Origin of the sequence: Pseudomonas fluorescens, assembly GCF_902498065.1 — a bacterium.
In the GTDB taxonomy this organism is placed as follows: domain Bacteria; phylum Pseudomonadota; class Gammaproteobacteria; order Pseudomonadales; family Pseudomonadaceae; genus Aquipseudomonas; species Aquipseudomonas fluorescens_BJ.
The window spans coordinates 903,915-918,965 of sequence record NZ_CABVIR010000001.1; the positions used below are offsets into that span (position 1 = coordinate 903,915).

General features: G+C 58.3%; 12 protein-coding genes. 6 read left to right on the forward strand and 6 right to left on the reverse strand.

What is annotated here, in order from left to right; all coding sequences use genetic code 11:
- Window positions 1-196: 196 nt before the first annotated feature.
- From F8N43_RS04560 to copC, 3 genes are all read right to left on the reverse strand, one after another.
- A complete protein-coding gene (locus tag F8N43_RS04560) occupies window positions 197-1,495 on the reverse strand; it encodes an OprD family porin (protein ID WP_150639999.1) in 1,299 nt (432 codons plus the stop codon).
- Window positions 1,496-1,750: 255 nt separating this feature from the next.
- Entirely contained in the window at window positions 1,751-2,608 is an 858-nt protein-coding gene (gene copD, locus F8N43_RS04565; protein ID WP_150653271.1) for a copper homeostasis membrane protein CopD, read from the reverse strand.
- 3 nt (window positions 2,609-2,611) lie between these two features.
- The gene (copC, locus tag F8N43_RS04570; RefSeq protein WP_150640001.1) at window positions 2,612-2,977 is read right to left on the reverse strand and encodes a copper homeostasis periplasmic binding protein CopC; all 366 of its coding nucleotides are present in this window, start codon (window positions 2,975-2,977) and stop codon (window positions 2,612-2,614) included.
- 146 nt (window positions 2,978-3,123) lie between these two features.
- Here copC and F8N43_RS04575 point away from each other — a divergent pair, with 146 nt between their 5' ends.
- A complete protein-coding gene (locus F8N43_RS04575; protein WP_017339437.1) occupies window positions 3,124-3,744 on the forward strand; it encodes a TetR/AcrR family transcriptional regulator in 621 nt (206 codons plus the stop codon).
- Window positions 3,745-3,859: 115 nt separating this feature from the next.
- Here F8N43_RS04575 and preA read toward each other — a convergent pair whose 3' ends face one another.
- From preA to hydA, 3 genes are all read right to left on the reverse strand, one after another.
- Window positions 3,860-5,134: an NAD-dependent dihydropyrimidine dehydrogenase subunit PreA gene (preA, locus tag F8N43_RS04580; RefSeq protein WP_150640002.1), complete on the reverse strand. Its 1,275-nt coding sequence runs from the start codon at window positions 5,132-5,134 to the stop codon at window positions 3,860-3,862.
- Window positions 5,135-6,502, reverse strand: coding sequence for an NAD(P)-dependent oxidoreductase (locus F8N43_RS04585; RefSeq protein WP_150653272.1), 1,368 nt, complete (start codon window positions 6,500-6,502; stop codon window positions 5,135-5,137).
- A gap of 157 nt (window positions 6,503-6,659) precedes the next feature.
- On the reverse strand, window positions 6,660-8,099 hold the full coding sequence (gene hydA, locus F8N43_RS04590) for a dihydropyrimidinase (protein ID WP_150630512.1): 1,440 nt from the start codon (window positions 8,097-8,099) through the stop codon (window positions 6,660-6,662).
- Window positions 8,100-8,650: 551 nt separating this feature from the next.
- Between hydA and F8N43_RS04595 the strand changes: the two genes are divergently transcribed.
- From F8N43_RS04595 to F8N43_RS04615, 5 genes are all read left to right on the forward strand, one after another.
- On the forward strand, window positions 8,651-10,135 hold the full coding sequence (locus F8N43_RS04595) for an NCS1 family nucleobase:cation symporter-1 (protein WP_150653273.1): 1,485 nt from the start codon (window positions 8,651-8,653) through the stop codon (window positions 10,133-10,135).
- 166 nt (window positions 10,136-10,301) lie between these two features.
- Complete coding sequence (locus F8N43_RS04600) at window positions 10,302-11,585, forward strand: Zn-dependent hydrolase (RefSeq protein ID WP_150630514.1); 1,284 nt, start codon at window positions 10,302-10,304, stop codon at window positions 11,583-11,585.
- Between the two features lie 142 nt (window positions 11,586-11,727).
- On the forward strand, window positions 11,728-12,744 hold the full coding sequence (locus F8N43_RS04605; RefSeq protein ID WP_150653274.1) for an RHS repeat-associated core domain-containing protein: 1,017 nt from the start codon (window positions 11,728-11,730) through the stop codon (window positions 12,742-12,744).
- Between the two features lie 121 nt (window positions 12,745-12,865).
- Complete coding sequence (locus tag F8N43_RS04610) at window positions 12,866-14,362, forward strand: helix-turn-helix transcriptional regulator (protein ID WP_150653275.1); 1,497 nt, start codon at window positions 12,866-12,868, stop codon at window positions 14,360-14,362.
- A 184-nt stretch (window positions 14,363-14,546) separates the two neighbouring features.
- Window positions 14,547-14,798, forward strand: a complete 252-nt coding sequence (locus tag F8N43_RS04615; protein WP_150639220.1) for a DUF1652 domain-containing protein — start codon at window positions 14,547-14,549, stop codon at window positions 14,796-14,798.
- Window positions 14,799-15,051: the final 253 nt, after the last annotated feature.

Below are 15,051 nucleotides of genomic sequence, written 5' to 3' on the forward strand. Positions count from 1 at the left end.
AAATTCCTGGGCGCGAAATTATTGTTGTTGAGTTTGTTGTAAGTTGTCGTACGACCGTGTCGAAGTATCGTTAGGGTTTCCGGGTCTTGTCAACGCGACTTTTGTGGAAATTGACGGAGGGTAACCGCCACGAACGCTATCCCTGTAGGCGCCAGCTTTCTGGCTCCTACAGGTTTTGGGCCCGCCGGGAAACGTCTTACAACAACGAAATCGGGTAGCTGATGAATATGCGATTTTCATCGAACTCGTTGTTGCTGAAGTCTTTGCGAATGGTCGCGTTGCGCCATTTTACGTTGAGGTTCTTCAGCGCGCCGCTCTGCACGGTGTAAGCCAGCTCCGTTTCGCGGCCCCACTCCTTGCCGTCGGTGATGGCACCGGTGTGTACATTATCACCGCTGATGTAGCGGTTCATCAGGGTCAGGCCGGGAATGCCGAGGGCGACGAAGTTGTAGTCGTGACGCAACTGCCAGGATTTTTCCTTGGCGTTGTCGTAGCTTGAGTTGTAACTGTCGTTGGCCAGTGTGCCGCCGCTGGTGCCGTTGACGCGCATCCAGACGCTGTCACCGGTCAGCTTTTGCAGGCCGACGTAAAAGGTGTTGCCGCCGTATTTGGCGGACAGCATCGCGAACGTGGTTTTGTTGTCCAGGTCGCCCGCCAGGGCACTGCCATCTTCCTTGCCGTTGAAGAAACCGAGGTTGGCGCCAAGTGTCCAGTCGCCGATGGGTTGGCTGTGGCTGAGGTTGAAGTACTGCTGCTGATAAATGTCGCTGAGTTCCGAGTACCAGACGCCGACCTGAGTGCGTTTCTCGTTGAACTGGTATTCAGCACCGCCGAAGTTGAAACGGTCCGAGGTGAACGCGGCTTTGCCGTTCATGGACATGTCTTCCATGCTCGCATCGTTGCGCGGGCTGTTCTGGCGGAACTGGCCGCCGTAGAGCGTCAGGCCGCTGATTTCGGTAGAGGTCACCTGGCCACCGCGGAAGGTTTGCGGCAGGGAGCGGCCGTCATCCGAGCGCAGGACGGGCAGTACCGGCATCCATTCGCCGACCTTCAATTCGGTTTTCGAGATCTTGCCTTTGAGCGCCACTCCCATCCGACCGAAGTTGTCGGCAGGGCGACCGTCATCGTGAATCGGCAGCAGTTGCGTGCCGCCGGTGCCTTTGCCGCCATCGAGCTTCTGCGAGTACAGGCCCAGCACATCCACACCAAAACCGACCGGGCCTGGCGTGAACCCGGACTTGGCGTCGAGGATGAAGCTTTGCGTCCACTCTTCAGCCTTGCCCTGGGGGTAGGTCGGATTGGTGTAGTTGCGGTTGAAGTAGGCGTTACGCAGGTTCAGCGTGGCCTTGGCGTCATCGACGAAGCCTTCGGCGTGGCTGGTCACAGGCATCGCCAGTACGGCCAGGCTGCTGCAACCAATGAGGCTCAGGGTATGACGGCGTGCGAAGGTAGGGCGAGAGGTGCTGGTGGAGGAGTTACGGGCGAGTTTGCTCACTGTGACGTTCCCTAAGTTTCTTGTTGTTTTTATGTTTGTTATACGTCGTCGTACAACAAGGGGGCGATTATTTGCGAGTGTTTCGAGTTGTGTCAATCGGAAGTTGTACGATGACCTGAGGCAATTCGACGAGCGGGTTGATCATGTCGCAGGTATGCGGTTTGTCGACAAAGGTCATTTCACCGCTGCCGCTGCAGGAGCCCGGCCTGCCGGCGATGGCGATCTCAGGCATGCCATCGGCGGCAAGGAGGGTGTTTACCCCGTGATCATCGGGGGCATGGTGCCCAGGAGTGAAACCGCCGCCACCGCGCCGATTCCCAGCAACCATTCCAGAATCACGCTGGTTTTGAGCGTCGCCAGGCGTTCTTCGCAATCCTTGATCCGCAGCCGATTGAACAGCGCGAGACCCAGCATGGCGATGACCAGCACCACCTTGATCAGCAGAATCAACGCAAAACCGGAGAGCAACGGGGTCGGCCAGAACTGCCCGGTCAGTACCCGCACATTGATCAGCCCGGTAATCACCAATCCCGCCACCAGCGCATAACCGACACCGCTGAAGCGTTGCAGTATTTCGCGGACAGCATGGCCAGCCGGTTGCCGCAGGATCATCACCAGCAACAACAACCCCCCGAGCCAGGCCCCGACGCAGGTCAGGTGAATGATTTGATTGAGAATCAGCAACTGGCCGCTGAGACCATCGAGCATCGCGCCGTGACCGACCGGCGCCAATGTCGCCAACAGCAGGCCGCCAAGGGCCAGACGCAAGGGCGGGTTCGAGTGAAGTGGCGTGAGCAGCACAACCATCAGCAAACCATTGAGCAGCAGATGCCAGCGCCAGACCTGACCGAAAAACGTATTGCCCAGCACCAGGCGCAAGGTCGATGGATCGAGCGCGGCGTCCCACGCACCGGCCATGCTGGCGGTGATCAGCAGCAGCCAGGCGATGCCGCTGATCAAGGCGACCAGCGCAAGCCAGCGGCTGACTCGCGCCAGAGGTGTGTCCAGCAATGCTTCACGACCCAACAGCAGCGGCCTGAATACCCAGACCCCGAACAGCATCAGCACCACGGTGAAATGCAGGAAGCGGCACAGCACCATCGCGCTCGTCATGAATTACTGGCCAACCTTGAAGCTGTAGGCCCCTTCGCTTTTGTGGGTATCGACCGACACCGCGTGCCATTCCACTTTGTAAGCACCCGCCGCCAATGGCGCGGCCGGGGTCACGATCAAGGTCTTTTTATCGCTGCCTTGGGTGGCCAGGCTTTTCACCGGCACGTCGGCGCCATCCTTGCTGAGGGTGACTTTGCTGAACGTCGCTTCGACGCCTTCGGAAAACACCAGGCGCAGCTCCGAGGGCGCGCTGACGGTGCTGTCGGCCGCTGGGGCCTGCTCTTTCAGATGGGCGTGGGCAAAGACCGATGAGGCGGCGAGCAGCGAGCCGAGCAGGGCTGCGGTGGTCAGGGTTTTCTTGAAAAGCATCGCGGGTACCTCAGAGGCAGGTTCGAAGAAGGCGGGCAGTTTAACTGCGAGCGCCGGCGGGCGGGTGTAGGAAGTTTCGGTTTAGGCTGTCGCCGCGATGTAGAGCGGATGCTAGTCTTGAGCAACGCTGTTGTCAGGGAGCCCTCATGGGCAATCACAAGATCGAGATTCGCCGCAGTAACGTCGAAAAAATTCTGCTCGGGGCCGAAAAGGTCTTCGCCGAAAAAGGTTTCGGCGGCACCGCCATGGCCGACATTGCCGCCGAAGTGCAACTGCCGCGCTCCAATCTGCATTACTACTTCAGCACCAAGACCGAGTTGTACAGCGCCGTGTTGTTCGATTTGCTGGAGGTCTGGAAGCAGGACGCGTTGTGTTTCGAGATGTTCGATGACCCGCGCGTGGTGCTCAGCAGCTACATCCGCGCCAAGATGAACCATTCACGCAGCCGGCCTTACGGCTCGAAAGTCTGGGCCAACGAAATCATCCACGGCGCGCCGACGCTGGGTGAGAAACTCGACGTCAGCCTGTACGACTGGGCCAAGATGAAAGAAGCGAAAATTCGCCAGTGGGTGGACGACAAACGCATCCTGCCGGTGGAGCCTTCCAGCCTGCTGTACATGATCTGGGCGTCGACTCAGCATTACGCGGACTTTGATCATCAGGTGAATATCCTGAATGATCACCAGCCGCTGTCGGACATGCAGTTTGAGCGGGCGGTGCAGACGGTGACGAGTGTGATTTTGCGCGGGATCGGTCTGGAGCCTTAAAATCTCGAGTGGTGCTGCCGGCCTCATCGCGAACAGGCTCGCTCCCACATTGGAATGCATTTCAAATGTGGGAGCGAGCCTGCTCGCGATGGCGTCAGTTCAGGCGCCGAAGATTTCAGACCGCAACGTGATACGGATTCCTCGGATCATGATTCCAGTCCAGAAACGGCTTGCCGTTCTCCATCGGCACCATCTCGATGCAATCCTGCACCGGGCAGGTGATCTGGCACAAATTGCAGCCCACACATTCGTCATCGATCACTTCGTATTTATGCGTGCCGTCTGCCTGCTTGAGACTGGCCACCGCCTGATGGGACGTGTCTTCGCAAGCGATATGGCAACGCCCACAGCCGATACACGCTTCCTGGTCAATCTTCGCGATCACCTGATAGTTGATGTCCAGGTACTTCCAGTCCGTAGTATTGCCCACCGCCCGTCCGGAAAATTCCGACACGCTGGCGTAACCCTGACTGTCCATCCAGCGTGACAAGCCGTCCTTCATTTCTTCGACAATCCGAAAGCCATGCAGCATCGCCGCGGTGCATACCTGCACCGAACCGCTGCCCAGTGCGATGAATTCCGCCGCATCGCGCCAGTTGCCGATGCCGCCGATACCCGATATCGGCAGGCCTTGAGTCTGCGGATCGCGTGCGATCTCGGCGACCATGTTCAACGCAATCGGCTTCACCGCAGAACCGCAATAACCGCCATGGGTGCTTTGGCTGCCGACGGTGGGGTTGGCGACCATACGTTCCAGGTTGACGCTGGTGATCGAGTTGATCGTGTTGATCAGCGACACCGCATCGGCGCCGCCGCGATGGGCCGCACGGGCAGCGACGCGGATGTCGGTGATGTTCGGCGTCAGCTTGACGATCACCGGCAGCGAGCAATACGTCTTGCACCAGCGCGTGACCTGTTCGACATACTCTGGCACCTGACCGACCGCCGCGCCCATGCCCCGTTCCGGCATGCCGTGGGGGCAGCCGAAGTTCAGTTCGATGCCGTCGGCGCCGGTGGCTTCCACCAGCGGCAGGATGTGTTTCCACGATTCTTCGACGCAGGGCACCATCAGCGACACGATCAGCGCACGGTCCGGCCAGTCCTTTTTCACCTGGGTGATTTCCCGCAGATTGATCTCCAGGGAACGGTCGGTGATCAGCTCGATATTGTTGAAGCCCAGCACTTCACGGTTGGCGCCGAAATGCGCCGAGTAGCGCGACGACACATTGACCGCCGCCGGGTCTTCACCCAGGGTTTTCCAGACCACGCCGCCCCAGCCGGCCTCGAAGGCGCGGACCACGTTGTAGGCTTTGTCAGTCGGCGGCGCGGAGGCCAGCCAGAACGGGTTGGGGGATTTGATGCCGGCGAAGACAATCGAAAGATCAGCCATTTACGCGGCCTCCACGTTGAGCATCAATTGAGCGTTGATCGCCTCGGCAGCCAGCTTGCCGTGCTGCACGGCTTGCACGGTGAGGTCCTGATCTAGGCTGGTGCAGTCGCCACCGGCATACACGCCGGGAATGCTGGTGCGCAGGTGCTCGTCGACTTGAATTCGATCGCCAGAACGCTTGAGTTCGCGAGCCAGCGGATCGCCAAGCGCGCTCGAGTCGAAAGCCTGGCCGATGGCTTTGAAAATCGCATCGGCCGCCAGTTCGAAGGTTTCGCCGGTGGTTTGCAGGCGACCTTCCACCAAGTGTGTGCGAGCGAAACGCATGCCGCGTACTTGGCCTTGATCGTCGAGCAGCACTTCTTCGGGTTGCGCCCAGGTCAGCAAACGCACCTGATGGGCTTTGGCGATGTCCTGTTCGTGGTGAGTGGCGCCCATGTCCTCGACGCCACGGCGGTACACCAGATTCACATCATGTGCCCCGAGGCGGGCCATTTGCACGGCCATGTCGATGGCGGTGTTGCCGGCGCCGAGCACGATGCAATGATCCGCGAGGGGCAATTGGCTCAGGTCATCCGCCTGGCGCAATTCGCGGATGTACTCGGTGGCGGCGAGCAGGCCGGGTGCCTCTTCGTGATTCAGCCCAAGCTGTTTGCTGGCGTTGAGACCGAGGCCGAGGAACACCGCGTCGAATTGCTGATGCAGTTCGCTGAGGGTCAGGTTTTCACCGAGTTTTTGCCCGTGACGGATTTCGATACCGCCGATCTGCAACAGGAAATCCAGCTCCTTCTGTGCGTAGTCGTCCACCAGTTTGTACTTGGCGATCCCGTATTCGTTGAGGCCGCCAGCCTTTTCCCTGGCTTCGAAAATCACCACGTCATGCCCGTGCATGGCGCTGCGATGAGCGCAGGACAAACCGGCCGGGCCGGCACCGACCACGGCGATGCGCTTGCCGGTGGCTGCGGCGCGACGGAAGGGGTGTTCGCTGAAGTGCGCGTTGTCCACGGCGTAGCGTTGCAATAGGCCGATCAGTACCGGCGCGCATTCATGGGCGTTGTTGCGCACGCAGGCTTGCTGGCAAAGGATTTCCGTCGGACAGACCCGGGCGCAACTGCCGCCGAGGATGTTCGCCGAGAGGATTTTCTGTGCGGCGCCTTGCACGTTGTCCTGATGGATATTGCGGATGAACGAGGGGATATCGATCTCACTCGGACAGGCATTCACGCACGGCGCGTCGTAGCAATACAGACAGCGCGAGGCTTCCAGATGCGCCTGGCGGTCGTTGAGCGGCGGCGCCAGATCGGTGAAATGGCCGGCGAGGGCGGCCGCATTCTCATAGGGATGCGGGAGGTGGGTCAGGGTCTTGATCACGGTGTTGGCCTCACGGTTATTGAGGTGATGCCTCTGGTGGGCATTGGTTTGTACGGTGTCTGAACGGGCCTCATCGCCAGCAGGCTGGCTCCCACATTTGGAATGCGTTTACCCTGTGGGTGCCAGCTTGCTGGCGATGAGGTCGAAGGTCTCGATCTCAGCGTTTCACGGCAACCGGCTGATTCAACTCCGCCCGCTTGCTCAGCAAATCAAACACCGCCGGGTACGCCGGCCGTTCGACATACCGCCCGGCACCCCGCTCGGCGCGTAAATCCCCGTCGGCCCAGACCACCCGACCCTGGCTGATCGTATGGCTCGGCACGCCGCGCACGGTCTTGCCTTCGAAGATGTTGAAGTCGACTTGCTGGTGATGGGTCTTCGCCGAAATTGTCCGTGTGCCCTCGGGATCCCACAGCACCAGGTCCGCATCGGCTCCGACGCGAATCGCACCCTTGCGCGGGTAGAGGTTGAAGATCTTTGCGGTGTTGGTGGAGGTCAGTGCCACAAATTGCTGCATCGAAAAACGCCCGGTGTTCACCCCTTCATCCCACAGCACGGCCATGCGGTCTTCGATACCGGCGGTGCCGTTCGGGATCTTGCTGAAATCGTCACGCCCCGCGGCTTTTTGCTCGGCGCAGAAACAGCAGTGGTCGGTGGCGGTGGTGTGCAGGTTGCCGGATTGCAGACCATGCCAAAGCGCTTCCTGATGGCCGCGAGGACGGAACGGCGGGCTCATCACGTAACCGGCGGCGGTCTGCCAGTCCGGGTGTTGATAGACGCTGTCGTCCAGCAGCAGATGCCCGGCCAATACTTCACCGTAGACTTGCTGGCCCTTGCTGCGGGCGTAAGTGATTTCGTCGAGGGCTTCCTTGGTCGACACGTGAACCAGGTACAGCGGCGTGCCCAGGGTCTCGGCGATGCGGATGGCCCGGCTCGCCGCTTCACCTTCGACCTGCGACGGACGCGACAGCGGATGCGCTTCAGGGCCGGTGATGCCCTGCGCCATCAGCTTGCGTTGCAGGTGATAAACCAGTTCTCCGTTTTCTGCATGCACCGTCGGCACCGCGCCCAGCTCCAGGCAGCGCTCGAAACTCGCCACCAGCGTGTCGTCGGCCGCCATGATCGCGTTTTTGTAGGCCATGAAATGCTTGAAGCTGTTGACCCCGTGTTGACTGACCAGCTCGGCCATCTCTTCGCGGACCTGCTCGCTCCACCAGGTGATCGCAACGTGGAAACCGTAATCGGAGGCCGACTTCTCAGCCCATCCGCGCCACTGATGAAAAGCCTCCATCAGCGATTGCTGCGGATTGGGAATCACGAAGTCGATGATCGACGTGGTGCCACCGGCAAGTCCCGCCGCCGTGCCACTGAAAAAGTCTTCACTGGCCACGGTGCCCATGAAGGGCAGTTGCATGTGGGTGTGCGGGTCGATGCCGCCGGGCATCAGGTATTGGCCACTGCCGTCGAGCACCTCGGCACCCGCCGGAACATCAAGATTGTCGCCGATGGCTTTGATCACGCCGTCGGCGCAATAGACGTCGGCGCGATAACTTTCATCATGGGTAATAACGGTGGCGCCACGGATCAACAGAGACATTCCGAGTTCCTCGCAGGCATGACCGACTTGTGCCGGTTCTAAATGTTTTATATGAAGCGTGCGCCAACAGGAGTATTCCTGTCAGTGCTGTCAGGAATAGAAGCTAGTATGAGTTCAAGGATTGAGCAAGAATATTTTTTATAAGCATATATCTGTTTTAAGTAGTTGATAAATAAGAACTAAAACGATTAATCACCAAAATGGTGAGACCTCTCACCATTTTGACGCACTTGACAGGTTCTAAAAATAGACGAGATTTCTTATGTGAAATCAGCCGCTTGAGAATGGTCTATGGTTGATGCGCAAGTTTGAAAAAAAGATCAACGCACCAGATTGAGTCCTGACGGTTCGGACAACTTGCCTGGCCTTTAGCCTCAGTGCACAGACAAGTGACCGATTACTCATCGCAGATAGATATAAAACTGATAAACATCAGTAGGTTGCAAAGTTTTTATGGAACTGCCCGATGCGCAATCGGGGTGCCCGGCACGTTTATTGATGCCACCAGCCCCTGATGAGCAAAAAATAATTCAAAGAACAGTGGAGCGGCCATGCAACAGATCAGATCACAAGTGACCGAGCGCGACGGCTTGTTCGAGCTAGAAGCCGGCAGCGATGTCCTCGACAGTCCCCGATACAACCACGACATGGCACCGACCAAGGTGCACGAACGATCCTGGAACAAATGGCACATCACCGCGCTGTGGGTCGGTATGGCGATCTGCGTGCCGACCTACACCCTCGGCGGGGTGCTGACCGCCTACTTCGGCCTGAGCGTCGGTGAAGCGCTGCTGGCGATTCTGTTCGCCAACATCATTGTGTTGATCCCGCTGACACTGAATGCTTTCCCCGGCACCAAGTACGGCATTCCGTTTCCGGTGTTGCTGCGTTCTTCCTTCGGCATCTTTGGTTCCAATATTCCTTGCCTGATTCGTGCGTTGGTGGCGTGTGGCTGGTTCGGCATCCAGACGATGTTCGGCGGGCTGGCGATTCACTTGTTTCTGGGCTCGGTGTTCGAGGGCTGGAAATCCCTCGGTGGCACCGGCGAAGTCATCGGTTTCATGATCTTCTGGGCGCTCAACCTGTGGGTGGTGATTCGCGGCGCCGAGTCGATCAAATGGTTGGAAACGCTCTCGGCACCGTTGCTGATACTGGTGGGTGTTGGCTTGTTGGTATGGGCCATGCCGAACGTGTCGATGAGCGAATTGCTGGCGATCCCGGCCAAACGTCCGGAAGGTGCCAGCGTGGTCAGCTATTTCGCTGCCGGGCTGACCGCGATGGTCGGGTTCTGGGCGACGTTGTCGCTGAACATTCCCGACTTCAGTCGCTATGCGAAGAGCCAGAAAGATCAGATTGTCGGGCAGATTATCGGTTTGCCGCTGACCATGTTCCTGTTCGCCTCGCTGGGCGTGGTGATGACCGCCGCGTCGGTGAAACTGGTGGGCGTGACCGTGTCCGATCCAGTCACCTTGATCGGGCATATCCAGAGCCCGGTCTGGGTCGCGCTGGCCATGGCGTTGATCATTATCGCCACGCTGTCCACCAACACCGCGGCCAACATTGTGTCCCCGACCAACGACTTCCAGAACATCGCGCCGAAGGTGATCAACCGCACCAAAGCGGTGTTGCTCACCGGGCTGGTGGGGCTGTTGCTGATGGGGCATGAATTGCTGAAGAAGCTTGGGCTGATTGTCTCGGACATGAGCCTGGAAACCGTCTATTCAAATTGGCTGCTGGGTTATTCGAGCCTGCTCGGGCCGATCGCCGGGATCATGGTGGTGGACTATTTCCTGATCAAGAAACAGCAACTGGATCTGGCTGGTTTGTATCGCGATGACGTGTATCCGGCGTGGAACTGGTTCGGTTTCATCGCGTTCGGGGTGCCGGTGGTACTGACGTTGTTGTCGTTGGGCAGCGATGCATTCAGCTGGTTTTACAGTTACGGCTGGTTCACGGGCTCGGCGCTGGGCGGGCTGATTTATTACGGGTTGTGCTCGATGCGGCCCAGCCCGTCTGTTGCGAAATCTGCGGTGTGAGTTCGAGCCTCATCGCGGGCAAGCCCGCTCCCACAATTGATTGGGAGTGCACAACATTTGTGTTCGACCTCAATCCCTGTCGGAGAGGGCTTGCCCGCGATGACGGCCTCGAACACACCCGAGAATTGCCTGAAAAAACCTATAACAACAGCCTGAGGAGATCACCATGAACGCGGCCGTAGACGTTCTGCAATCCACCCATCAGCACATCAACCGCGACCGCTTGTGGCAGTCGCTCATGGACTTGGCCAGGCTTGGCGCCACGGTCAAGGGCGGCGTCTGTCGCCTGGCCCTGACCGATCTCGACCGCCAGGCCCGAGACATTTTCGTCGGGTGGTGCGAGGAGGCCGGTTGCACCGTCAGCATCGACGCCGTCGGCAACATCTTCGCCCGTCGCCCTGGTCGCAACCCGAACCTGCCGCCGGTGATGACCGGCAGCCACATCGACACCCAACCCACCGGCGGCAAATTCGACGGCTGCTTCGGCGTACTCGCCGGGGTCGAGGTGCTGCGCACGCTTAACGACCTGGGCGTGGAAACTGAAGCGCCACTGGAAGTGGTGGTCTGGACCAATGAAGAAGGCTCGCGTTTCGCACCGTGCATGATGGGCTCTGGCGTGTTTGCAGAAAAATTCACCCTCGAAGAAACCCTGGCCAAGGTCGACGCCGAAGGCATCACCGTCGGTGAAGCACTGAACGCCATCGGCTATGCCGGGCCACGAAAAGTCAGCGGTCACGCGGTCGGCGCCTATTTTGAAGCCCACATCGAGCAAGGCCCGATCCTTGAGGACGAACACAAAACCATCGGCGTGGTGATGGGCGCCCTCGGGCAGAAATGGTTCGACTTGAAATTGCGCGGCGTCGAAGCCCATGCCGGCCCGACCCCGATGCACCTGCGCAAGGATGCATTGGTCGGCGCTGCCGTCATCGTCGGTGCGGTCAACCGTGCCGCCCTTGGCCACCAGCCTCACGCGTGTGGCACCGTCGGCTGCCTGCAAGCCTATCCCGGCTCACGCAACGTCATCCCCGGCGAAGTGCGCATGACCCTGGATTTCCGTCATCTGGAACCGGCAAGACTCGACTCGATGATCGCCGAAGTCCGTGAAGTGATCGAAACCACCTGCGAGGAGCACGGCCTGACTTTCGAACTGACACCCACCGCCGACTTCCCGCCGCTGTACTTCGACAAGGGGTGCGTCGAAGCGGTACGCGGTGCGGCCCAAGGGCTTGGCTTGTCGCACATGGACATCGTCAGCGGAGCAGGGCACGACGCAATCTTTCTCGCTGAACTCGGCCCCGCCGGGATGATTTTCGTGCCATGCGAAGGCGGCATCAGCCACAACGAAATCGAAAACGCCGCGCCGGATGACCTGGCGGCCGGGTGTGCGGTGTTGTTGCGCGCGATGCTGGCGGCTTCGGCAGCGATTGCTGGGGGCCAACTGGCGGCTTGAAAATCAAAAGATCGCATGCCGCCCTCAACCGATGCCGTTGTTGAGTGAGGGGGTATGCACTAGCAGTTCTGATAGTAGGCAAAGGCTGCAAAAACTTCGAAGCTTTGGTTCCTGCTGTCGGATCTTGCATGGAGCTCTGCCAATGCCTACGTCAACCGGTAAAACCTTGTGCCTCTACGGGTACGATCCTCTGGATCGTCAGACCACATGCGCTCCATTCGATCAAGAGGCTATCCAGCGTTTCCATTGCAAAGCCCGCCTGGCTACTGAGGTTCAAGATGCGGTGCAACGCAGTATCGTGCAATGCGAAGACCGGTTGTTGGCGGAGCGAAAGTATGAGGGGGCCAAGGTGGAAATCGCTTTGCTGGCGACGGATCTTCAGCGTTCGGTATTACACGCACTCGACGCGACTTCGACTCGCCTCTTCGTCTATACGCCATACGGTTATCGTCCAATGGTAAATGGCGTGCTCGGTTTGCTGGGGTTCAATGGCGAATGTCCGGATCGGGTGACTGGGCATTATCATTTGGGAAATGGCTATCGGCAGTTCAATCCGGTGTTAATGCGGTTAAACACGCCTGATAGTTGGAGTCCGTTTGGGAAGGGTGGGTTAAATGCGTATGCCTATTGTGAGGGGGAGCCAATACTGCGAAGTGATCCTGATGGCCATTCTTTTGGGTCTGTTTTTACTAAACCTTTAAAAAATATTTTCACGTCTCGACAATCGTCGAGTTCTGTATTTAAGAAATTGCTCGCTGCAGAAGTTGTGTATTTGGACGGTAGGCCCATAAAAACTCTTGGTGGTTTTTCTGGTGATGAAAATACGCTGTTCAGGGTTGACCTTAATAAGAATCAGTATAGAAAGCTTAGTAAGGTAAAGTTGAGAGTGGATAGGCACACGGCACAAATGGAAAGAGAGAATTTTAGTTTAGTTACGAAGTCTGATTCTGATGGGCCTGGGTCGGTCCCACCCCCAGATGGCGTAGGGCAAACTAATATTTCAGTAAGATTTAAGTATCTGTTCGGGAATGCTAATAATCTGCCCATGCGCCAATTGTTAGGCTCGATAGAGAGAATGGACGATGCCGTGGCAGCAAATAGAATGCTCTCGAAACCTCCTGTTTCTCCCGCCCGGACAGTTGGCAGTATTCGACAGTAGTTTCTGTGGCTACGTGAGAGGATTGCAAGGTCGAACAAGTGCTTTGCACTATCGAAGACTGCAGCGGTCCACATCTTCACACAGCATCACGAGGTGGTGCGGACACATCAGTGGAGAGCCAATGAGCCAGGACGTCCTGACCACCGAAACCAATCGCCGCCAGTTGCAACAGATCATCGCCGGTTTGTCCGACGGGGTGATTCTGCTGGAACTCGACCAGACCATTCTGTGGGCCAATGACGCCGCCCTAGCCATGCACGGCGTCAGCCGGATCAGCGAGTTGGGCGCGAACGCCACGGAATATGCCCGGCTTTTCGCTTTGCGCTATCGCAATAACCACCCGGTAACGGCCGACAATTACCCGATCAACCGAGTTGCTCGTGGCGAGACCTTCAGCGATGTAATGGTGGAAGTAACGTCGACAGCCGACGAGGACCGCACCTGGGTCCACAATGTGCGCAGCATGGTGCTGGCGACCAGTAGCGGGGAGCCGGAGTCGCTGGTGCTGATCATTAACGATGTCACCGAGTGGGCCAGTGCCGAGCAGCGTTTTGAAAGGACCTTCAACGCCAACCCGGCCCCGGCGGTGATCTGCCGCCTCAGCGATTTGCGTTACATCAAGGTCAATGCGGGTTTTCTGGAAATGACCGGGTATGCCCGCGATCAAGTCATCGGCGTTTCGACCTATGAGCTCGACATCCTTGAAGGCGCCGAGAAGAAAGACCTGGCGATCGAGCGTTTGCGCGAACACGCGACCATCCCGCAAATGCAGGCTGAGCTGAAGTTGCCCGACGGTAGCAGCAAGCAGGTGATTGTTGCGGGTCAGCCGCTGGAGCTGAACGCCGAAGACTGCATGCTGTTTTCTTTCGTCGACATGGAGCCTCGACACAAGGCTGAAGTGGCCCTGCGCCAAAGCGAGGAACGTTTCGCCAAGGCTTTTCGACTGACCCCGGTGCCCACCCTCGTGTGCGGTGCTGACGATCAGGTGGTGATCGACGTCAACGAAGCCTTTCTCGATACGCTCGCGTACCCCAGCGAAGAAGTGTTGGGCAAGACGCTCGCGGAAATCGATTTCATCCACGACACGGGCGCCCGTACACGGCTGTTTGCGGTGCTGGAGAAAACCGGCAGCCTGGATCGCATCGATGTGCGTATCCGTAAAAAAAACACTGACCTGATCGATTGCGCGATTTCTGCCGACACGGTGAACATTCAGGACAACCCTTGTTACCTTCTGGTGTTGATGGACATTACCGAGCGCAAACGCACCGAACTGGAGTTGCTGGCGGCGATCGAGGAAGTCATGAAAGACGCATCCTGGTTCAGCCGCACGTTGATTGAAAAACTCGCCAATGTGAAAAGCGTCAGTTCGCCGAAATTGCCCAGTGTGTCGTTTACCGATCTGACGGCCCGGGAGCGTGATGTGCTGGAGCTGATTTGCGCAGGCCTGGCCGACAAGGAGATCGCTGCGCGCCTGAAACTCGCGCCGAACACGGTACGCAATCACGTAGCAACGGTGTATTCCAAGCTCGATGTGCACAGCCGCAGCGAGGCGATCGTCTGGGCGCGTGAGCGTGGATTGTTCTCAGGCACGGCGCGAAACAGGGGGCAGCGCTAAGGTGCAAATGCACTAATTGAGGTGGTGCAAATTCATGTTTTGACAGGGGGCGACGGCGCATAGGCTGAGAGTGTGCGAGCGGGTCCGAGGAATATCCGCACGCGCCTTTTCAAGTCGCCTAAGGATCAGCCATGCCGTACAAGTGCATCCCCCTTGCAGTACCTTGCCACGAGGGTCAATCGCAATGATTCACCTGGCGCAACTGCGGCTGCAACTGGAACGCAGCTTTTCTCCCCTGGCCTGTGAGTGCACGATCACCGGTGATCATTCGTTGACGGTGAAGCTCTACCATCCGGTGTCGGGGCAGGTGGATCTGGTGGTCAGCGGGTTAAACGTGACAACGCTCAAGACCAGCGAAGCGGTTGCAGCGCTCATTGAGGAACTGCGCTACGAACTGGAATGCAACACACTGCATCGACCCGATCCCGTGTGCTAGTTGTGTCGGTTTTGACTGCTGACCGGACGTGAACACCCGCAAAATCAGCTTTTCTATGGCCACCCGTGAACTTTTTGGCAGGGTTTTGTTGTCACAAACTTGTCGATCACTTTCCGCGGGTCATCCTATGAAAAGTCTTGGGAAACGCGTTTTCACACCGTTTGCATTCTGTGTCGTCATTCTCGGTGGCTGTGCCAGTCCGCCGCCACCTCCACCCGCTGCACCACCTCCACCGCCTGTGCGCACCTGTCAG